Raw genomic sequence first — 18870 nt, 5'->3', positions numbered from 1 at the left:
CGGGAGCCGCCGTAGAAGCCGCCCGGTGGGGGCGGCGGCGGGCCGCGACGTCTGCGAGGAGGCCGCGGCCCACCGAAGCACCACAGCCAGCCGCAGGGGCTGGCAAAAACATAGGCCATCGACCGGATAATGACGATGAGCAGCACAACACTGACCACAAGGGTCAGGATGTCGGTCAGGGCGCTGCCGCCGCTGCTCTGCTCGCCTTGATAGCCGGGCTGCACGGTGGTGCCGTTGCCGGTGCCGCCGGAAAGGCTGACCCCGTAGATATCCGCAATGGTGTTTGCCACGTTCCGGGCACAGGTGGTCACTGCGCCGTCATAATCCTTTGCGGCGAACTGATCCTCCATGGTCTGGGCGATGGCACTGGACTGCTTTGCCAGCGTGGTGTTGCGGAAGCCATCGCCATAGGTCAGGTAGTAGTCGCCGTCCGCATACTGCGACGACTCCATCACCAGCAGGATCAGAACGCCGTTGTTCTGGGAGGACGAACCGATGCCCCATGCGTTGAAAGCCTGTGTTGCGTAATCCTCTGTAGAATCATTGCCTGTGTATTCTACTGTCAGTACACCGATCTGCGCGCCGCTGCAGCTGGATTCCAGCTGGGCGTTCAGTTCGGTGATGGTCTGCACGGTGCTGCTGCTCAGCACACCGGCACCATCCACCACGCACTGATCTTTGGGCAGGCTGGGCAGCTGGGCGGCAAAGGCCGCCGGGCACAGCACCGCCGCGCTGACCACCACGGCCAGCACCAGTGCACTGATGCGTTTTGCAAAGTTTTTCATGCGAAGGGCTCAACCTCCTTCACGCCGGACAAAGCTCCCAGTACACTGGCCGGGAAGCCGCCGACATCCTTTTGATATTCATACACCGCCGTATTATACTGCAAGGTGCCGATGATGGTGGCTGCGCTGTTGAACTGGCCGTACTGCCCCTGCACCGCGCCCATCTTCATGGGGTCTGCGGCCTGCTCCTGCAATTTTGCATACAGCTGGTCGATGGCGGTGCCCAAAGTCTCGTTGTCCTCATAGAGGGCATGGAGCCGGGTCTTGCCTGCCTTCACGCCGTCCAGGTCGTTGCTGAACGCCGTCAGTGCATCCTGTGCAGTCAATACTTCAGCATTATCTGCCCCCAGCGTATTGCTGGCGGTGGTGATAATGTTCGCCGCCGTATTTTCCCGGGTGGTCAGCTCCTCGCTCAGGTTATAGCCGTTGTCGGCGGCGACCCCTGCGGTGAACCACTGGCGGGCGGTGTTGTGTTTGCCGCGCAGCTTGGCGCTGCCAAAGCCGAAAAAGGCGGCCAGCATTACCACTACGCTCAAAGCCAGCGCCGCCGCCCGGGTGGAAAGCGCAGCGGGCAGCTTTGCTTCCAGTGCGGCCAGCTTCTGCTGGCGGGGCGTCAGCGTTACGGCCTGCTCCGGCTTTGCTTTTTCGCGGTAGCTGCCCGCGTCAAAGCCGCCGGGAGCGGTTTGTTTGTTCTGAGAAAAATCAGCGTTTGCCATTTCAGCTCCGGATCTCCATCATTTTGGTTTTCAGCTCGTCCTCGATGCGGGTCAGTTCCTGCTCGGCGGCAACGCGCTTTGCACGGCCCTCGCTCTGGATCTTGTTCAGCTCGTCCAGCGTCTCGATCAGGCTCTTGTTGGTCTGCTGCAAGGTCTCGATATCCACGATGCCGCGCTGGCTCTCCTTGGCGGTCTCGATGGTGCCCAGCTTCAGCGCCTCGGCGTTCTTCTTCAGCAGGTCGTTGGTCATGTTGGTCACAGCGCGCTCAGCCTGCATGGCCTGCTGGCTGTGTGCCAGACCCAGTGCCAGCACCATCTGGTTCTTCCACAGCGGGATGGTGTTCACGATGGTGGACTGGATCTTTTCCGCCATCATGGTATTGTTGTTTTGCAGCAGACGGATCTGGGGGCCCATCTGCAAGCTGATGTTGCGGGTCAGCTCCAGATCATACAGCTTTTTCTCAAAGCGCTCGCACTGATCGGCAAGGTCGCGGGCGGCCTGTGCGTCCTCCGGCAGACCGGAGGCCTTGGCCTTATCCATAGCCTGCTGCAATTCGTTGGCACGCACGTCAGCCAGCTTTTTCTTGCCGGCAAGAATATACATGCTCAGCTCCTTGAAGTAGGCCATGTTCAGCTCGTACATCTTGTCCAGCATGGCGATGTCCTTGAGCAGCTGCACCTGATGGGCTTCCAGCATGGACTGGATCTTTTCCACGTTAGTCTCGGTCTTGTCGTACTTGGTCTTGAGGGCATCCAGCTGGCTGGTTTTCTTTTTGAAGAAGCCCATAATGCCCTTCTGCTGTTCCTCGTTGGCGTCAAAACTCTTCAGCTCGCCGATGAGGTCGGTGATCATATCGCCCACCTCGCCCAGATCCTTGGTGGACACCTTGGAGAGAGCGGCTTCAGAAAAATCGCCGATCTTCTTCTGGCAGGCAGAGCCATACTGCAGCACCTGCTGGCTGTTGGTGATATCGATCTTCTGGGCAAACTGATCCACCATGGCCTGCTCCTCGGGGCTCAGCTTCACCTGTGCTTCCGGGGCAGGGGCAGCGGCGGGCTTTTCCTCCTGCGGCACAGCGGCGGGGGTGGGGTCCAGCGTCAGGGTGGGCACTGCGGGGGCATCCAGATCAAAGTTCAGGGTATTGTCAGCCATAAGTGATTCCTTCCTTTCAAAATCCCGAGGGGATATTCCAGTTTTACTTGCTCAGACCCTGCCCCTTCAGCATATTCTGCAAAACGGTCAGGTCTGCGGACAGGTCCATGCTCTCTGCCGCGTACAGGGCATCCAGCTGGTTTTCAAAAGCCGTGGCAATGGAGGCGGCGTTGTGCTCCACCTCGGCGCGGATGGCGGCGGCGTTCTCGCCCCGCACACCCTGCTTTGCAAGCTTTGCGTACTGTTGCAAAACGTTTACGGCGTCCGGCAGATAGTAGTTGGCAAACCGGCGCACCTGCTTTGCCTTGGCGGGGTTTGCTTCCACGGCTTCCACAATGGAGCGTCCTGCCTTTTCCATGCGGGTCATAGCGGCGGACAGCTGCGGGTCGGGCAAAGCCTCGTTCAGCGCGTGCAGAGTGTCCAGCTTCTGCTGGATATCGGTCAGCATCTGGTCCACATCCTCCACACCGGTGTGGAAGGGTACTTCGTGCTCCACCACCCGGGGCGGGCAAAGCTTCTGTGCAACGCCAAAGGCCACGGCGGCACCGCCCAGCGCCACCAGCAGCGCCCATAATTTGTATACCGGCAGCACCGCGCACAGCACCACGAACACCAGCGCCATGGCGTAAAAAGGCAGTACGCTGGGCTTTTGGGTGCGGATGATCTTGCTCATGGTCATTTCTCCTTGTCCGGGGCAGTGCGCCCCTTATGATATCCATAATACAACGTCCGCAAAAAAACGCAAGTATCCCACAAAAGAATTTACAGCCTTGTCATCATTTTACGATCCAGTCCGCCAGCGCAGCGCCCCAAAGCTCCTCCAGCCGGGCGGGGCTGCAGGCGGCGTTGGCGGGGCTTGTACTAGGCAGACGGACAGCCGGGATGCCGGTAAGCGGCTGCTGATATTTTGTATAGATACGGTAGGCTGTGGCACCGTTGCAGAACACCGCCCGGATGGGTGCTTTGCGCAGCAGCCCGGCGATATCGTTGGGCACCACATCCCGGATGGAGGCATCCGATGCGCCGGTGATGGTGCAGCTTTCCAGCGTATCCCACAGCGCCAGCCCGTGGCGCAAAAGCAGCTGCTTTTTGGCGGCGATATCCTCCCGCACGGGCAGCGGCTCCCCGGTCAGCGCCGCCAGCAGCGGCCAGAACCGATTTTGCGGATGGCCGTAGTAAAAGGCCATCTCCCGGCTTTTGGGGCTGGGCCATGTGCCCAAGATCAGCGCCCGGCTGCGGTCATCATACACCGGTGCAAAGCTCATAAGCTGCCGCCTGCGCTTTCAATATTGCCCCATGCAGAGCCAAGATCCCTGCCGGAGGGCTCCGCGCGGGGGCCATCGAACCACAGTTCCTCGATCAGCGCCGCCACGCCGTCCTCCCGCACATCCCCGATGATCCGGTCGGCAGCGGCCTTGGCGTCCGGGGTGCCGTTTGCCATGCAGGCGCTCAAGCCTGCGGCCTTCAGCATCCCCACATCGTTGGAAGAATCGCCCACAGCCACGGCATCTGCCAGCGTAAGCCCCATCTGTGCACACAGGTCGGCAAGCCCTACGCCTTTATCCATGCCGCCGCGCACGATATCGTAGTAGCAGTAGCCGTCCGCGTTCTGCGCGCCCACCTGCATCCAGTGCAGGCCAAGGTAGCCGTATTTTTCGTGGAAGCGCTCCACCTCCTGCGGCGGCATGGCGGCAAAGGCGGCGTGGGGCATATCCACCAGATGCCTGTCCTGATCCTCGCCGTCCACGCAGTCCAGCCCGGGGCTGTTCATCCTCTGATAGCCGGTGTGCAGATACTCGTACTCGCAGTAGGCGTAATAGGCATCCCGGAAGTTGAATTGCAGCGGGTAGTTATAATCCTCGCAAAAATCCACCAGCACATACATCTCCTCGCTGGTAAGCGGATGCTCGGCTATCACGTTGCCCTGCCTGTCCACCACGCAGGCACCGTTGCAGGTAATGGCGTAGTCGTATCGGATGCCGCCCAGCTGGTTTTTGTCCCGGATGCCCGGGTAGGAGCGGCCGGTGCTGAGCACGAATTTACCCCCGGCAGCTTGCAGCTTTTTTACCGCCTTTACCACCGCCGGGCGGGGCTTTGCTTCTCCAAAGGGCATCAGCGTGTTATCGTAATCGCTTGCCAGAATCTTATATTGCATGGTCATCTCTCCTGTGTGCATCGTTTTCTCCCAGTATAACACATTTCAAAGTCCAGCGGGAGAGGGGGAAAAGAAAAATGGGACAGCAGAATGTCCGCAGGCATTCCACTGTCCCGAAATCCAAAATACTTTTATCTTCAGGCAAACACCGCCACGACCACCTGCATCGCCACGCCCACAAAGGCACCGGCGGCCCATGTCAGGCCGGTGATAAAGAGGTTCTGCTTCCACGAGGGGTTGGCGCGCCACAGCACAGCCAAGCCCACACCCGCACCGGTGCACAGCCCCGCCACAAGGCTGGAAAAGCGCAGCGCACCCTCCACATACAGCTGGGTCAGCAGCACGCTGGCGGCGCAATTGGGGATCAAGCCCACCAGAGCCGCCACCACCGGCTGGAAGAAGCCCATACCGCCCAGCATCTCGGCGAACACATCCTCGCCCACGCCCTCTACGATCATGCCAAACACCAGACTGAAGGCGAAGATAAACACAAAGATCTCCAGCGTGTGGCGCAGCGCCGCCTGCCAGATGGGCTTTTCGTTGCCCTCGGCATCGCTGTGTTCCTCGTGGCAGTCCACCTCGTCCGCGTGGCCGGTGTAGCCGCCCCGCAGACCCTTGGGCAGCACGCCCCGCAGGACAAAATCCAGCACAAAGCCCACCACGATGGCGTACACCACCTTGATGACCATCAGGACGGCCAGCTTATCCCAGTAAGCGGGCATGGAGACCAGCAGCGGGATCGCTTCGTCACTGGTGGCAAGGTACACCGCCATCAGCGTGCCCAGCGTGATGACCCGGGAGGCGTAGAAGTTGGACGCAATGGCGGAGAAGCCGCACTGCGGCACACAGCCCAGCACTGCACCCGGCACAGCGCCCCAGCGCCCGCCGCCTGCCAGCAGCGCTTCGATGCGCTCACCGTGGCGGTGCTCGATATACTCGATCAGCAGATAGGCCAGAAACAGAAAGGGCAGCATCTTGGCGGTATCCACCAAGGTTTCGCCCAAAACATCCAGAAACAGTTCCATAAATAATCGCTCCAAAGACCCGCATGGGGTCGTCTCTCAACAATTTGCAATCAGTTTGCATTTTCGTGCAGGGTAGATTATACACGATATGCTTCCCTATTGCAATACCAAATTGCAAATTGGTTGCAATTTTATGCTATGGAACGCTGCTGCGTGCAAAAAACACGATTTTGAATAGTCTCCGCTGCTTACAGATTGCGGCAGCCTACCTCCTCGCCCTCTCAGACGCTCCCGCAGCGCCGCGCTTTCGTAGAAAGCGGCGCTGCAAATGCCGTTTTTCTCCACGACCCCACCTGTGAAAATGGGGTTCAGAAACGCCCGCAGGCGTTTCTGAACCCCGAAATAAAAAATACTATTTCCTTAGCTTATGCGCAGAGCAACGCGGAGCGCATTCCAAATCGTCCCACGCAGCAAGGAAGCTGCGGCCTGTTTTACCCCTTCAGCGGTACAAAACCCACAAGGTCCTTGACGACCTCGCCGCCGATGATCAGACCGGCCACCGAGGGCACAAAGGCGTTAGAGCCCGGCACGGTGCGCCGTACAGTGCACTTGCGCTGAGTGCCCGGGGGACAGATGCAGTGGTCCTTGCAGCTGATGGAGTCATCCTCGATGGGAGTCATGACAGGCTCCTTGGAGTAGACCACCTTCAGGTGCTTGATCTTGCGCTTGCGGCACTCGATACGCATCACCTTGGCAAGCGGGCAGACCGAGGTCTTGTAGATATCGGTCACCTCAAAGCGGGTGGGGTCCATCTTGTTGCCCGCACCCATGGAGCAGATGATGGGGGTGCCCGCCTCCTTGCACTTCATCACCAGCGCCAGCTTGCCGGTAACGGTGTCGATGGCGTCCACCACATAGTCGTACTGGGTAAAATCGAAATCGTCCTGCGTCTCCGGGCCAAAGAAGCACCGGTGGGTGGTCACCTTGATGTTGGGGTCGATATCGTGGATGCGCTGTTCCGCCACATCCACCTTATACTGCCCTACCGTGCTGCGGGTAGCGATGATCTGACGGTTGAGGTTGGTCAGACAGACCTTATCGTCGTCGATCAGATCCAGTGCGCCCACGCCGCTGCGTGCCAGCGCCTCCACCGTGTAGCCGCCCACGCCGCCGATGCCAAACACTGCCACCCGGGCGTGGTGCAGCTTTTCCATAGCCTCTGCACCCAGCAGCAGCTGGGTGCGGGAATATTGATCCTGCATTTTGTTCTCCTTACTTTTCTACGCGGGTGATGGTGCCGCCGCCCAGCACCACATCACCCTGATACAGCACGGCAGCCTGCCCCGGGGTGGGGGCACGCTGAGGCTGGTCGAATTCCAACCGGAAGCCGTTTTCTGCGGGGTAAACGGTGGCCTGCTGCTCGGCCTGATGATACCGGGTGCGGGCGGTGACCCGCAGCGGCCCGGTCAGCGCCGGAATAGCGATCCAGTTCACATCCTCTGCGTAGACGATGCGGTCAAACAGTTCACTCTCCGGCCCGACCGTAACGGTATTGGCCTGCATATCCTTGCCGCAGACATACACCGGCGCACCCAGCGCGAGACCAAGTCCCTTGCGCTGCCCCAGCGTGTAGCGCACTGCACCGCTGTGTGTGCCCACCACCTTGCCGCTCTGATCCAGAAAATCTCCGGCGGGGTAGTGCTTGCCGGTAAACTGCTCCATAAAGCGGGCGTAGTCGCCGTCCGGCACAAAGCAGATATCCTGACTGTCGTGCTTCTGGGCGTTGATAAAGCTGTGCTCCTGCGCGATCTTTCGCACCTCGGTCTTGTGCAGCGCACCCAGCGGCAAGCGGATATGCGCCAGCTGCTCCTGTGTGAGGTTATACAGCACATAACTTTGATCCTTGCCCTCGTCCAGCCCCTTTTTCAGCAGCCAGCGGCCGGTGGCTGCGTCCTGTTCCACCCGGGCGTAGTGGCCGGTGACCACATACTCCATGCCGTGTTCCTCCGCCCAATCCAGCAGGTGGCGGAACTTCATATATTTATTGCAGTCGATGCAGGGGTTGGGGGTGCCGCCCGCCTCGTAGACGCGGATAAATTTTTCAATGATCTGCGCCCGGAAGTCGGCGGTGAAATCCAGCACCTGATACGGCATATCCAGCGCAAAGGCCACCTCGGCGGCGTCCTCAATATCCTTTTCCGAGCAGCAGGTCTGGTAACCGGACTGTCCCAGCGTTTCGTTGTGGGTAAGCCGCATGGTGATGCCGGTGCAGTCGTAGCCTGCCTGCTGCATCAGACAGGCCGCCACCGAGCTATCCACGCCGCCGCTCATGGCAATGAGGGCGCGGGGACGGTTTACAGGGTTCTGAGTGGTCATAGGTTCTCCTTTTATGGGTTCAACATACTAAAGCAGTAGTATAATACTACCGCAGCATAAACCGCTTGTCAAGACGCTATAATTTTCTGTGCCGCAGCCAGCAGCGCCGGTTTTTCGTTGGGATATTCTGCGCGGATGACGCCGTCCAGCAGCGCTTCCAGCACCCGGCGCAGCGCAGGCCCTGCCGGGATGCCCGCCGCCATCAGGTCGCGTCCGTTCACCGCCAGCTGGCTCACCCGGCAGCATACGCCATCGGCATCCAGCTGCCGCGCCCGCTGCGCCGCAAGGGCGCAATCCGGGGCATTCTGCGGGTGCAGCGCCGCGCACAGTGCACACAGCCGCTCCACGGTGCGCAGCCCATATCGGCCTAAAAGCTGCCGGATGTGGATATCACCGGGGTGTGCAGAAGCTTTCTCCTCGGACACGAATCGGGCCATTCCATCGCCCGCCCTACTGCCTGCGGCAGCAGGGTCCCACCCCAGCGGACGGTCCTCGGAGAAACTTCTGCACACGCTCTCCCCTGCCGTTTCCCGCACCAGCGCGGCGGTCTCCTCGATGCAGGCGTTGGAGCAGCGCAGCCGTTTGAGTACCCGGCGGGTGTCGGCCTCGCCCAGAGCGCCCAGCAGCGCTGCCCAGCGCACCGGCAGGTTTTCCTCCCCCGCCGGGCAGGCATCCACCACCGGCTTTGCGGCTTCAAGCGCCGCCGGGGTCAACTCCGGCAGCACCACAGCCAACACGGCGGGCTCCAGATACACCCCCGGCTGTGGGGCAGCCAGCAGTTTTGCCAGCTCCTCCTGAATGCGCTCGGCAGAGATGCAGTCCAAGTGGGGTGCCAGCTGCCGCGCCGCCCGGGCGGTGGCTGCGTCCAGTGCAAAGCCGAACCTTGCGGCAAAGCGGTACAGCCGCAGGATACGCAGCGCATCCTCAGTAAACCGCTGCTGCGGCTCGCCCACCGCCCGCAGCAGACCGTTTTGCAGGTCTTTTTGCCCGCCAAAGGGGTCTACCAGCCCCTCGGCTGCATTATACGCCATGGCGTTGATGGTAAAATCCCGCCGGGCAAGATCCTCCCGCACGTCCGGTACAAACTGCACCGCGTCCGGGTGACGGCCATCGGTATAGCTGCCCTCGGTGCGAAAGGTAGTGGTCTCGTACAGCTGCCCACCGTATTTGATGGTGACCGTGCCGTGCTGCAACCCGGTGGGGATGCACTGCTCTGTCCCAAACAGCTCCATCACCTGCTGCGGCAGGGCGCTGGTGCACAGGTCCCAGTCGTGGGCGGTGCGCCCCAAAAGGCTATCCCGCACGCAGCCGCCCACGGCGTAGGCTGCGTAGCCCGCTGCGTGCAGGGTGTCCAGCAGGGCAGCTGCCCCGGGGTCAAGTGTCAGCTTCATTCCTCGTTCTCCTCGTAATGCAGGGTGATGCACTTGCCGTCAAAGCCGCATTCTGCCGCCGGGAAGATGCTCTGCGCCTGTGCAAGCTGCTGTTCCGGGTCGGTGATCATGGGGGAATAGTGCACCAGCCACAGCCGCTTTACACCAGCCTTTGCTGCCAGCGCCGCGCTTTGACCAAAGGTGCTGTGCCCCCACTGCGCGGCCTGCTCCTGCTGCTCCGGCAAAGCGTAGGTGGCATCGCAGAGCAGAAGGTCTGCGCCCTGCGCCGCCTGTTCCAGCGCCGGGCAGGGCGCACTGTCACCGGAAAAGACGAACCGCAGCCCCTTGCGGGGCGCGCCCAGCACCTCGGCGGGCTGCACCATGCGCTCTGCCAGCGGCACAGCCTGTCCCCGCTGCAAAAGCCGCCACTGGGTCACCGGTACGCCCAGCGCCCGCGCCTTTTCGGGGTCGAACCTGCCCGCCCGGGGCAAGTCCAGCCGGTAGCCCAGACTGCGTACCCGGTGCTTGGTTGCCACCGGCTGCAGCGTTGCCCCGGCGGGCCATCCATCCGAAAGAGCATCCAGCGCCACAGGCTGCCCGGCGCGGCAGACCAGCGGCTTTACTGCGTAGGGCAGCGGCCCGGTCAGGGCATACACTGCCCGCCAGACCTCCAAAAGCCCCTCCGGCCCCAGCAGCGCCAGCGGGCGGGTACGTCCCTGCGCCCCAAGGGTCTGCAAAAGCCCGGGCAGACCAAAGATATGGTCTCCGTGGTAATGGGTCAGGCAGATGGCATCCGCGCGCATCAGGTTCACCCCGGCGCGGCGGGCGGCAGTCTGGGTGCCCTCGCCGCAGTCCAGCAGCAGGCTGTGCCCGCCGCACTCTGCCACTGCAGCGGTCAGGGCGCGCTCCGGCAGCGGCATGGTGGCAGCCGTGCCCAGCAGTGTAATGGTCAGCATAAGCAGTTCCTCCGTGGTTCTTCCCTGTTATCTTACCACAAACCCCGCTTGTGCACAATTCTTTCTGCCACGGCATAAGCTGGGCAAAGCCTTGAAAAGGGAGGGCGCAGCCTATGCAGCGTGACCGCAGAAAACGCTATTCCCCTGCCCGGCATCCGGTGCTTTTGCGCAGGGTGCTTTTGGTGCTGTGCATTCTGGCGGTGCTGTGGCTGGGGTACAGCTGCATGATGCCGCAGCTGCTTTTTTCTGCCCGGGGCACCATGATCTTTATGCCGGACCCGCCGCTGCGGGGGTAGCGGGACGATTTGGAATGCGCGCCGCGTTTGCTTTGCGCATATTCAGCGGAAGAATTATTTAAAATTCGCAATTCTGGAAAATCTGCGGAGCTTTTCGGGGCAAAACCCCTCCATCTGCTAACGCAGACCGCTCTACCACTTAAAAGCCCCACTGGGGCTTTCATTGCTGCGCAAACGCGGATTTTCCAGAATTGCCTTTTCACGGGAGGGGCGTAAAGGCGAGAGACGCAAAAACAGGGCTGCTGCACATTGCTTTGTGCAGCAGCCCTGTTCACAACTTATATACTTTCCAGTACCTTTTTCCCGGTCAGCGGGTCGGGGATGCCCAGCAGCGCCAGTATAATGGCCATGCGGATATACACGCCGTTATGCACCTGATCGAAATAAGCGGCGCGGGGGTCGTTGTCCACGTCCGGCTTGATCTCGTCGATGCGGGGGAGCGGGTGCAGCACCGGCATGGTGGGCGGCGCCAGCTGCAGCAGCTTTTCGTCCAGCGCATAGCAGCCTTTCAACCGCAGATAGTCCTCTTCGTTGAAAAAGCGTTCCTGCTGGATGCGGGTCATGTACAGCACATCCAGCCCGGGCAACTCGGCCTCAAGGTCGGCGGTCTCTTTATAGTTCTGGTGCAGCGGGGTCAGAGTCTCGTCCTTGACGTACTGCGGGATGCGCAGCTCCTCCGGCGAGATGAACACGAAACGGTTGCCCTCGAACTGGCTCAACGCGGCGGTGAGGGAGTGCACCGTCCGGCCGAACTTGAGGTCGCCGCAGAAGCCGATGGTCAAATGATCCAGCCGCCCCTTGCGCTGGCGGATGGTCATCAGGTCGATCATGGTCTGGGAAGGGTGGGCGTGACCGCCATCACCTGCATTGATGACGGGCACACGCGCATACATGGACGCCCGCAGCGGCGCGCCCTCCTTGGGGTGGCGCATGGCAATGACGTCTGCATAGTTGCTTACCACACGGGCAGTATCGGCCACCGTTTCGCCCTTGCTGGCGCTGGAAAGCTGCGCCCCGGCAAAGCCCAGCGTCTTGCCGCCCAGCCGCAGCATGGCCGACTCGAAGGAAAGGCGGGTGCGGGTGCTGGGCTCGTAGAACAAAGTGGCAAGAATGCGGCCATCGCACAGGTGGGCGTAGGGCGCAGGGTCAGCCTCCATCCGGTCGGCAAGGTCGAGCAGTGCCAGCTGCTCAGCCAGAGAAAAGCTGCCGGGCTCAATAAAATGTCTCACAGCCATTCTCCCTTCAGCACAAACTTTTCGCGCTCTGCGCCGGTGGAAACGAACTGGATCTCGTGCCCCAGCTGCTTTTCAAGGAACTCCACATAGGCTTTGGCTTCCTTGGGCAGCTCTGCCCAGCTGCGGCAGCCGGAGATATCCTTGTTCCAGCCGGGCAGCAGCGTGACCACCGGCTGCACACGGTCAAGGTCGGACAGAGTGTCGAAGCGGGGGACTTCCACGCCGTCCAGCTTGTAACCGGTGATCACCGGGATCTGCTTCATGCTGCTCAGCACGTCCAGCTTGGTCAGTGCGATCTTATCCGCGCCCTGACATTGCAGGCCGTAGCGGCTGGCAACGCAGTCAAAGGGGCCCACCCGGCGGGGACGACCGGTGGCTGCGCCGTACTCGCCGCCTGCCTTGCGCAGCTTTTCGTTCCACGCTTCGTCCATTGCGTTCTCTGCCGCAAAGGGGCCTGCGCCCACACAGGTGGAGTAGGCTTTCAGCACACCCACCACATGGTCCAGCTTGCAATTAGGGATGCCCGCCCCCAGCGGCGCGTAGGCTGCCAGCGTATTGGAGCTGGAAGTGAACGGGAAGATGCCGTAGTCGATATCCCGCATTGCGCCCAGCTGCGCTTCCAGTACGATGCGCTTGCCGCTGTCGTGCGCCTGCTGCAAGAAAGCGCCCACATCACAGATGAAGGGTGCAAAGTACGCCGCCTGCTGCCTGCACCAGTTCAGCAGGGCATCGTAGCTCATGGGCTCCTGATGATAGCAGCCCGCCAGCTCCATGTTTTTGGCGTCCAGGATCATGTGCAGACGGTTCTGGGTGCGCTCCTCGTCCAGATGCAAAAGGTCACCCAGACGCAGGGTCTTTTTGCGGTACTTGTCGCTGTAAGCGTAAGCAATGCCGCGCCGGGTAGAGCCGAACGCGCCGCCCTTTTTAGCAAGGCGGTCCTCTTCCAGCCCGTCCTGTACCTTATGCCACGGCATGGAGATAGTAGCCTTATCGGAGAGTTTCAGGTTCTCCGGCTCCACCTTCACGCCGCGCGCTTCAATGGCCTCCATCTCCCCGGCCAGATGCTCAAGGTCGATCACCATACCGGTGCCCAGCACGCAGGTCACCTCCGGGTGCAGGATTCCGGAGGGCAGCAGGTTCAGGATGAACTTGCCCTTCTCGGTCACAACGGTATGGCCGGCATTGTTGCCGCCCTGATAGCGCGCAACGATATCGGCATTTTCGGCCAGCAGGTCGATGACGCGGCCCTTGCCCTCATCGCCCCAGTTGATTCCAGTAACAGCAGTCAGCATAAACTTCATTTACCTTCTTTTTCATTCTTGTTTCCTGTTCGCGGTGTTTATTATACGAGCGTGCAGAGAATATGTAAAAAGTATCCTGTGTATAGCAGCAATATGTTTTTTACATTGCAAAGGCTGCTGCCCGCATCCGGCACAGCCAAACCGGAAAAAACGCTTGCAATTCCGGCGCACCGTGCTATGATACAAGAAGAGCATAAAGCCGCTTCTGCCGCAGGCCGCGCCGGAAGCCCGACAGGAAAGAGAGGCTACACCCATGTATGTGGACTGGGAATACTACAAAATCTTTTACTATGTAGCAAAGTATCAGAACTTTACCCGCGCGGCGCGGGTGCTGGGCAACAATCAGCCCAACATCACCCACGCCATGAACCGGCTGGAAAGCCAGCTGAACTGCGTGCTGTTCATCCGCTCCAACCGGGGCGTCACCTTAACACCGGAGGGAGAGCTGCTGTATTCCCGCATTGCCTCGGCGGCGGTGCAGATACAGGATGCAGAGGAGGAACTGAGCGCCACCGCCACGCTGGAGCACGGTGCCATCAGCATCAGCACCACCGAGACCGCTTTGAACATTTACCTGTCCGAAAAGCTGCGTGCTTTCCACACCGAGTACCCGGGCATCCGGCTGCGCATCTCCAACCACTCCACCCCGCAGGCGGTGCAGGCGGTACGCAACGGCGAGGTGGATTTTGCCATCGTGACCACCCCCGCAGAGGTGGAAAACGGACTGAAAATGGTAGAGCTGATGCCCTTTTATGAGGTGCTTGTGGGCGGAAAGACCTTTACAGCGCTGGCCAGCCAGACCCTGAGCCTGAAGGAACTGGCCGGTTATCCCCTGATCTGCCTGAACGAGGAGAGCATGACCCGCAGCTTTTACCGGCAATTCTTTTTGGAACACGACGCGGTGCTGAAGCCGGACACCGAGGCCGCCACCACCGACCAGATGCTCACGCTGGTCAAAAGCGAGTTGGGACTGGCCTTTATGCCGGAGCCCATGGCAGCACCCCTGCTGGCCAGCAAAGAGCTGGTGCAGCTGCATTTGCAGGAGATCATCCCCTCCCGCTCCATCTGCCTTGTGTACGACCATCACCGCCCACTGAACACCGCCGCCCGCAAGTTTCAGCAGCTGCTGACCAAGGCCGGGGCACGGAGCACCGAACGCAAATAAACCAAACAGCAAGGGGCTGCTGCACCAATGATGGTACAGCAGCCCCTTTTTTCTTATTTCCGGGCGCTCTGTTTCAGCTCCCGCTGTTCTTCCTGCAATTCCTGCTTCAGGGCGCGGTCGATCTCCCGGGTCTCCTGCCGGATGACGGTCAGATCTTTTTCGATGACCGGGTTCTCTTCCAGCTCTTCCCGGATGAACATCAGCGCAAAGCTGACCAGCAAAAAGCAGCAGGAGATCCAGATGGCTCTGCCGCCCAGCTGCGCCGCGCTCTTGCTGCCCAGCCCTGCCCCCAGCGCGAACAGGAATATGATGCCGAAGTAGCGCACCATCCTATCCTTTGCGTGGGGCTCATGGGACTTGCACCAGATGCAAAAGGCCTCCACGCCGCTGCGCAGGTCGCCGATGCACATGGTACTGGCAAAGGCGTAGCCGTTCACCTTGCGGAAAGCCTGTACCTGCATGGCGCAGGAAAAAGAAACGATGGCGTTGGCCAGCAGGTTCTGCGATTGGGGCAGAAAGCCCACCGCGAACAGCAGCAGCACCTCGCCCAGCACCACCAGCTGCCGCCAGTGCAGCCGCTGCATTACCTGAAAGTGCTCCCGCATTTTTTCCGCAGCCAGCACCCCCAACGCAAAGGCGCACAACGGCACCAGATAGTGCAGCACCTTATCCCACCGGCCATCCATGATATTGGCGCTCAGCAGCACGATATTGCCGGTCTGGGCATTGGCAAACACCTTGCCCCGGAACAGATAGGTGTAGGCATCCTGTAAACCGCCGGACAGCGAAAGAAACACCGCCGTAAGAAAGGACTCGGACATTTGCCCGTGATGCTTTGTTTTCATACTTGTACCCTCTTTTCGGGCTCTATTATAATACATTTTGCAGCAGTTTCTGATATCATTTTTACATACCGGCTATGTTTTCCGCCCCAAAAGGCACAAAAAGCGCGGGTTCCCTTCCCTATTTCACCGCAATCTGTTAAAATAGGGATAGAAAATCTCGTACACAGGAAGGAGTTTTTAGTATGAAGATCGCAATTCCTTATGAAAACGGTCAGGTGTTCCAGCACTTCGGCCACTCTGCACAGTTCAAGCTGTACACCGCCGAGGAGGGCCGCATTACCAGCGCCGAAGTCGTCTCCACCGACGGGCAGGGCCACGGTGCACTGGTGGGCTTTCTGGTGCGCAACGGTGTGAATGTGCTGCTGTGCGGCGGCATTGGCGGCGGTGCACAGATGGCTCTGGCACAGGCCGGTATCCGGCTGTGCGGCGGCATTACCGGCGATGCCGACAGCGCTGCGGCGGCTTATCTTGCCGGCACGCTGGTCTTTGACCCCAACGCCCGCTGCACCCACCACGACCACGAGGAGGGTCACAGCTGCGGCTCTCACGCCTGCCACGCCGACAAGGGCGGCTGTGCCGGTAATTGCCACTAAAGGCCGCTTTCCTTTCCGGGTGGGACGATTTGAAATTCAGGGTTCTGAAAAGCCTGCGGAGCTTGTCGGGGCAAAGCCCCTCCATCTGCTTACGCAGACCGCTCTGCCGCTTAAAAGCCCCACTGGGGCTTTTATTGCTTCGCAAACGCGGGCTTTTCAGAACCCTTTTTCACAGGAAGAAGTAAGCAAAAACGGGCAGCCCGCAGGCTGCCCGTTTTTGCTAAAAAATGCTATTCAGAAAAGTGCTCAGACCTTCTCGATGGTGATGCTCCACTCGCTGGTCATGGCCTCGTCCGGCTCCAGCACCTCGTGCTTGCCTTCCTCGTTCACGCTGTTGGCCCAGCCGTTCCAAGGCTCCATACAGACAAAGCTCTCGGCATCCTGCTGCCACAGCACGCCGTTTTCAAAGGTCTCGTCGGCGTCTACGGTCACCTTGTGGCCGTTGCCCTTGTCGGTCAGGGTCATGGGGAACTGCACACCGGTCAGCAAACGAACAGAGTTGTCTGCACCCTCCTTGCGGGTGAGGGTGATCTTTTCCGGGGCGGCGGGCTGCTCGCCCTTGGCATTTTCGGAGCAGGTGGCGCACTTGATATCAAACTCCACGTTCTCCAGCTTGGAGGCGGTAAAGTAGGGGTGGTAGCCAAAGCTGAAGGGCATATCGGTGCTGCCCTCGTTGATGACGGTCAGACTGACCAGTGCCTTGTTGCCCTCCAGATTATAGTTGAGCAGCAGGGTGAAATCGAACGGGTACAGGAACTTGGTCAGCGGGGTGGACTCCAGTGCCAGCGTCACGCCGTCCGGGCCAACGCTGTCCACTTCCCATGCGCACAGGTCGGCAAAGCCATGGGTCTCCATGGGGTAAGCCTTGCCGTCAAAGATGTGCACGCCGTTATCCGGGTTGCCGCAGCTGGGGAACAGCACCGGCACGCCAAAGCGGGGACGGTTGCACTCGGAAAAATTGGGGCGGCGGGTCCAGACGAACTCCTCGCCATCCAGCGTAAAGCTGGTGATCATACCGCCGCGCTCCGGGGTGATGGTGAGGGCGGTCTTTGCCTCGGGGTCGGTGATGACGTACTGCTCGTAGCAGGCGCCGTTCTCGGTGATGTACCGGGTGGTGATCTGATTCATAAGTAAAAGCCTCCTATTATTGCCGCCGGGTCGCCCCGGCGGGTCATTCCTTGTGCTCGGTCTGCCGTGCATCCAGCTTTTTGAAGTAGTAGTCGATGCCGTAGCGGATAAAATACTTGATCAGCCGCACCGCACCGTAGAGCAGCGCTGCATAGATCAGCAGAGAAAACAATACTGCGCCATTTGCACCAATCATATAAAACACTTCCTTTCCGTTTTCATGCACAAAAAGGCCGCCGTACCGCTTTTTGCCGTACAGCAGCCCTTTTTTTCAGTTACAGAACCACGCCGTCCTTGAAGATGGAGATCTCGCGGAAGCCGTGCTTTTCCGCCTTGGTCTGCTCGCCGCTGGCCACGCGGATGACCAGATCCAGCAGATCCTTTGCAGCCTCGTCGATGGTCTTTTCACCGTCTGCGATGACACCGGTGTTGAAATCGATCCAGCCGCCCTTCTTCTCTGCCAGCGGGGTGTTGGTGGAGATCTTCAGGGTGGGAGCCGGTGCGGAGAACGGGGTGCCGCGACCGGTGGAGAACAGGATCAGGTGTGCGCCTGCTGCCGTCATGGCGGTGGCGGAGACCAGATCGTTGCCCGGGCCGTAGAGCATATTCAGACCCTTGGTCACCACGGGGTCGCCGTAGCCGATGACGTCCATGATGGGAGCAGTGCCGCCCTTCTGCACGCAGCCGCAGCTCTTATCCTCCAGCGTGGTGATGCCGCCGGCCTTGTTGCCCGGAGAGGGGTTATCGTACACCACCTCGTTGTGGCTGATGAAGTAATCCTTGAAGCCGTTGATCATGTGCTCGGCCTTGACGAATACTTCCTTGTTGATGCAGCGGTCCATCAGGAAGCCCTCTGCACCGAACATCTCGGGCACCTCGGTCAGCACGGTAGAGCCGCCGCGCTGGCCCATCATGTCGGAGAAGCGGCCAATGGTGGGGTTGGCGGTGATGCCGGACAGGCCGTCCGAGCCGCCGCACTTCATGCCCACCACCAGCTCAGACACGGGGATGGGCTGGCGCTTAAACTGCCCGGCGTAGGCGGCCAGTTCCTTCAGGATATCGCGGGCGGCGGCAAACTCGTCCTCCACGTCCTGACAGGTCAGGAACTTGACGCGGTCGTGGTCGTATTCGCCCAGCTCCTCCACGAACTGATCGTGCTGCAGGTTCTCGCAGCCCAGATGCAGCACCAGAACGGCGGCGGCATTGGGGTGGCGCACCAGCGCAGCCAGCAGCTTGCGGGTCTGTGCGTGGTCGTGACCGGTCTGGCTGCAGCCGAAGGGATGGGTGAAGGTGTACAGACCCTCGATGGAGCCGGTGACCAGATCCTGATTGTCGGCTACCATCTTCTTGGCGATATCGTTCACACAGCCCACGGTGGGGATGATCCAGATCTCGTTGCGGATGGCGGCACGGCCGTCCTTGCGGCGGAAGCCCATAAAGGTCTCCGGCTCGACCTTAGGCAGCGGAGCCAGATCCGGGGCGGGGTTATAGCTGTACTCCACCTCGCCGGACAGGTTGGTGTGCACGTTGTGGGTGTGCATCCAGGTGCCGGGGGCGGCGTCTGCGGTGGCGTGACCGATGGGGAAGCCGTACTTGATGACGTTCTCGCCGTTCTTAATGGGCTTGACTGCCATCTTGTGACCCTGCGGGATATCCTCCAGTGCGGTGACGGCAAGGCCGTCCACCTCCACCAGCGTGCCCTTGGCAATGGGGTGCAGGGCAACGACCACATTGTCGATGGGGCTGATATGAATTGCCTGCGGCATAGTTTTTCTCCTTATCGTATCGCACAAAAGGGCTGCTGCCCAAAGCAGCAGCCCTTTGTTGTGCG

Annotated in this window: 20 protein-coding genes; 3 read left to right on the top strand and 17 right to left on the bottom strand. The window is 60.4% G+C overall.

The genetic code is table 11. The annotated features are described in order from the left end of the window. From DXB44_RS11185 to DXB44_RS11135, 11 genes are all read right to left on the bottom strand, one after another. On the bottom strand, positions 1–785 hold a 785-nt coding region (locus DXB44_RS11185; protein ID WP_199680604.1), incomplete at its 3' end, for a TPM domain-containing protein. Further along, a complete protein-coding gene (locus DXB44_RS11180) occupies positions 782–1501 on the bottom strand; it encodes a LemA (RefSeq protein WP_118658774.1) in 720 nt (239 codons plus the stop codon). The genes DXB44_RS11180 and DXB44_RS11185, both read right to left, overlap by 4 nt. Position 1502: 1 nt before the next feature. Continuing rightward, entirely contained in the window at positions 1503–2654 is a 1152-nt protein-coding gene (locus tag DXB44_RS11175; protein ID WP_118658773.1) for a toxic anion resistance protein, read from the bottom strand. A gap of 43 nt (positions 2655–2697) precedes the next feature. Further along, positions 2698–3327, bottom strand: a complete 630-nt coding sequence (locus DXB44_RS11170) for a 5-bromo-4-chloroindolyl phosphate hydrolysis family protein (RefSeq protein WP_118658772.1) — start codon at positions 3325–3327, stop codon at positions 2698–2700. Between the two features lie 103 nt (positions 3328–3430). Continuing rightward, complete coding sequence (locus tag DXB44_RS11165; RefSeq protein ID WP_005920751.1) at positions 3431–3919, bottom strand: DNA-deoxyinosine glycosylase; 489 nt, start codon at positions 3917–3919, stop codon at positions 3431–3433. Further along, positions 3916–4809, bottom strand: a complete 894-nt coding sequence (locus tag DXB44_RS11160) for an HAD family hydrolase (RefSeq protein WP_243111130.1) — start codon at positions 4807–4809, stop codon at positions 3916–3918. The genes DXB44_RS11165 and DXB44_RS11160 overlap by 4 nt, the downstream gene beginning before the upstream one ends. 137 nt (positions 4810–4946) lie before the next feature. Next, complete coding sequence (locus DXB44_RS11155; protein WP_005920755.1) at positions 4947–5834, bottom strand: putative manganese transporter; 888 nt, start codon at positions 5832–5834, stop codon at positions 4947–4949. Positions 5835–6265: 431 nt separating this feature from the next. Then, the gene (locus DXB44_RS11150; RefSeq protein ID WP_118658770.1) at positions 6266–7036 is read right to left on the bottom strand and encodes a tRNA threonylcarbamoyladenosine dehydratase; all 771 of its coding nucleotides are present in this window, start codon (positions 7034–7036) and stop codon (positions 6266–6268) included. Between the two features lie 10 nt (positions 7037–7046). Continuing rightward, on the bottom strand, positions 7047–8150 hold the full coding sequence (mnmA, locus tag DXB44_RS11145) for a tRNA 2-thiouridine(34) synthase MnmA (RefSeq protein WP_118658769.1): 1104 nt from the start codon (positions 8148–8150) through the stop codon (positions 7047–7049). Between the two features lie 68 nt (positions 8151–8218). Further along, positions 8219–9541 carry a tRNA nucleotidyltransferase gene (locus tag DXB44_RS11140; RefSeq protein ID WP_118658768.1) on the bottom strand — a complete coding sequence of 441 codons (1323 nt, stop codon included), beginning with the start codon at positions 9539–9541 and terminating at the stop codon, positions 8219–8221. Further along, positions 9538–10476, bottom strand: a complete 939-nt coding sequence (locus tag DXB44_RS11135) for a ribonuclease Z (RefSeq protein WP_118658767.1) — start codon at positions 10474–10476, stop codon at positions 9538–9540. Before DXB44_RS11135 ends, DXB44_RS11140 begins: the two co-directional genes overlap by 4 nt. 113 nt (positions 10477–10589) lie before the next feature. On the opposite strand from DXB44_RS11135, the gene DXB44_RS11130 reads away from it, so the two are divergent. Continuing rightward, on the top strand, positions 10590–10772 hold the full coding sequence (locus DXB44_RS11130; RefSeq protein WP_015537487.1) for a hypothetical protein: 183 nt from the start codon (positions 10590–10592) through the stop codon (positions 10770–10772). Positions 10773–11050: 278 nt separating this feature from the next. Here the strand turns inward: DXB44_RS11130 and pyrB are convergent, their stop codons facing one another. Beyond that, entirely contained in the window at positions 11051–12007 is a 957-nt protein-coding gene (pyrB, locus tag DXB44_RS11125) for an aspartate carbamoyltransferase (RefSeq protein WP_113992562.1), read from the bottom strand. Beyond that, positions 11998–13299, bottom strand: a complete 1302-nt coding sequence (locus DXB44_RS11120; RefSeq protein WP_097785641.1) for an adenylosuccinate synthase — start codon at positions 13297–13299, stop codon at positions 11998–12000. Before DXB44_RS11120 ends, pyrB begins: the two co-directional genes overlap by 10 nt. A 262-nt stretch (positions 13300–13561) precedes the next feature. On the opposite strand from DXB44_RS11120, the gene DXB44_RS11115 reads away from it, so the two are divergent. Further along, positions 13562–14473 (top strand): LysR family transcriptional regulator, encoded by a 912-nt coding sequence (locus DXB44_RS11115; RefSeq protein WP_118658766.1) that lies wholly within the window; start codon positions 13562–13564, stop codon positions 14471–14473. Between the two features lie 53 nt (positions 14474–14526). On the opposite strand, the gene DXB44_RS11110 is transcribed toward DXB44_RS11115, so the two are convergent. Further along, positions 14527–15318 carry a YoaK family protein gene (locus DXB44_RS11110; RefSeq protein ID WP_118658765.1) on the bottom strand — a complete coding sequence of 264 codons (792 nt, stop codon included), beginning with the start codon at positions 15316–15318 and terminating at the stop codon, positions 14527–14529. Between the two features lie 182 nt (positions 15319–15500). On the opposite strand from DXB44_RS11110, the gene DXB44_RS11105 reads away from it, so the two are divergent. Continuing rightward, a complete protein-coding gene (locus DXB44_RS11105) occupies positions 15501–15911 on the top strand; it encodes a NifB/NifX family molybdenum-iron cluster-binding protein (protein WP_118658764.1) in 411 nt (136 codons plus the stop codon). Positions 15912–16157: 246 nt separating this feature from the next. Here DXB44_RS11105 and DXB44_RS11095 read toward each other — a convergent pair whose 3' ends face one another. The 3 genes from DXB44_RS11095 to DXB44_RS11090 form a co-directional block, all read right to left on the bottom strand. After that, positions 16158–17039 (bottom strand): aldose epimerase, encoded by an 882-nt coding sequence (locus tag DXB44_RS11095; RefSeq protein WP_118658763.1) that lies wholly within the window; start codon positions 17037–17039, stop codon positions 16158–16160. 43 nt (positions 17040–17082) lie between these two features. Beyond that, on the bottom strand, positions 17083–17235 hold the full coding sequence (locus tag DXB44_RS14660; protein ID WP_199680603.1) for a hypothetical protein: 153 nt from the start codon (positions 17233–17235) through the stop codon (positions 17083–17085). 79 nt (positions 17236–17314) lie between these two features. Further along, on the bottom strand, positions 17315–18805 hold the full coding sequence (locus DXB44_RS11090) for an altronate dehydratase family protein (RefSeq protein ID WP_118658762.1): 1491 nt from the start codon (positions 18803–18805) through the stop codon (positions 17315–17317). Positions 18806–18870: the final 65 nt, after the last annotated feature.

Origin of the sequence: Faecalibacterium sp. OM04-11BH (assembly GCF_003482185.1) — a bacterium.
GTDB lineage: Bacteria > Bacillota > Clostridia > Oscillospirales > Ruminococcaceae > Faecalibacterium > Faecalibacterium tardum.
This window is presented reverse-complemented; position numbering and strand designations above follow the sequence as displayed.

Coding starts and splice junctions, on each gene's coding strand:
- DXB44_RS11140 (WP_118658768.1), bottom strand. CDS start 9,541: ATGAAGCTGACACTTGACCCCGGGGCAGCTGCCCTGCTGGACACCCTG.
- DXB44_RS11110 (WP_118658765.1), bottom strand. CDS start 15,318: ATGAAAACAAAGCATCACGGGCAAATGTCCGAGTCCTTTCTTACGGCG.
- DXB44_RS14660 (WP_199680603.1), bottom strand. CDS start 17,235: ATGATTGGTGCAAATGGCGCAGTATTGTTTTCTCTGCTGATCTATGCA.
- DXB44_RS11135 (WP_118658767.1), bottom strand. CDS start 10,476: ATGCTGACCATTACACTGCTGGGCACGGCTGCCACCATGCCGCTGCCG.
- mnmA (WP_118658769.1), bottom strand. CDS start 8,150: ATGACCACTCAGAACCCTGTAAACCGTCCCCGCGCCCTCATTGCCATG.
- DXB44_RS11175 (WP_118658773.1), bottom strand. CDS start 2,654: ATGGCTGACAATACCCTGAACTTTGATCTGGATGCCCCCGCAGTGCCC.
- DXB44_RS11090 (WP_118658762.1), bottom strand. CDS start 18,805: ATGCCGCAGGCAATTCATATCAGCCCCATCGACAATGTGGTCGTTGCC.
- DXB44_RS11115 (WP_118658766.1), top strand. CDS start 13,562: ATGTATGTGGACTGGGAATACTACAAAATCTTTTACTATGTAGCAAAG.
- DXB44_RS11150 (WP_118658770.1), bottom strand. CDS start 7,036: ATGCAGGATCAATATTCCCGCACCCAGCTGCTGCTGGGTGCAGAGGCT.
- DXB44_RS11120 (WP_097785641.1), bottom strand. CDS start 13,299: ATGCTGACTGCTGTTACTGGAATCAACTGGGGCGATGAGGGCAAGGGC.
- DXB44_RS11160 (WP_243111130.1), bottom strand. CDS start 4,809: ATGCAATATAAGATTCTGGCAAGCGATTACGATAACACGCTGATGCCC.
- DXB44_RS11180 (WP_118658774.1), bottom strand. CDS start 1,501: ATGGCAAACGCTGATTTTTCTCAGAACAAACAAACCGCTCCCGGCGGC.
- DXB44_RS11155 (WP_005920755.1), bottom strand. CDS start 5,834: ATGGAACTGTTTCTGGATGTTTTGGGCGAAACCTTGGTGGATACCGCC.
- DXB44_RS11095 (WP_118658763.1), bottom strand. CDS start 17,039: ATGAATCAGATCACCACCCGGTACATCACCGAGAACGGCGCCTGCTAC.
- DXB44_RS11165 (WP_005920751.1), bottom strand. CDS start 3,919: ATGAGCTTTGCACCGGTGTATGATGACCGCAGCCGGGCGCTGATCTTG.
- DXB44_RS11130 (WP_015537487.1), top strand. CDS start 10,590: ATGCAGCGTGACCGCAGAAAACGCTATTCCCCTGCCCGGCATCCGGTG.
- DXB44_RS11105 (WP_118658764.1), top strand. CDS start 15,501: ATGAAGATCGCAATTCCTTATGAAAACGGTCAGGTGTTCCAGCACTTC.
- DXB44_RS11170 (WP_118658772.1), bottom strand. CDS start 3,327: ATGAGCAAGATCATCCGCACCCAAAAGCCCAGCGTACTGCCTTTTTAC.
- pyrB (WP_113992562.1), bottom strand. CDS start 12,007: ATGGCTGTGAGACATTTTATTGAGCCCGGCAGCTTTTCTCTGGCTGAG.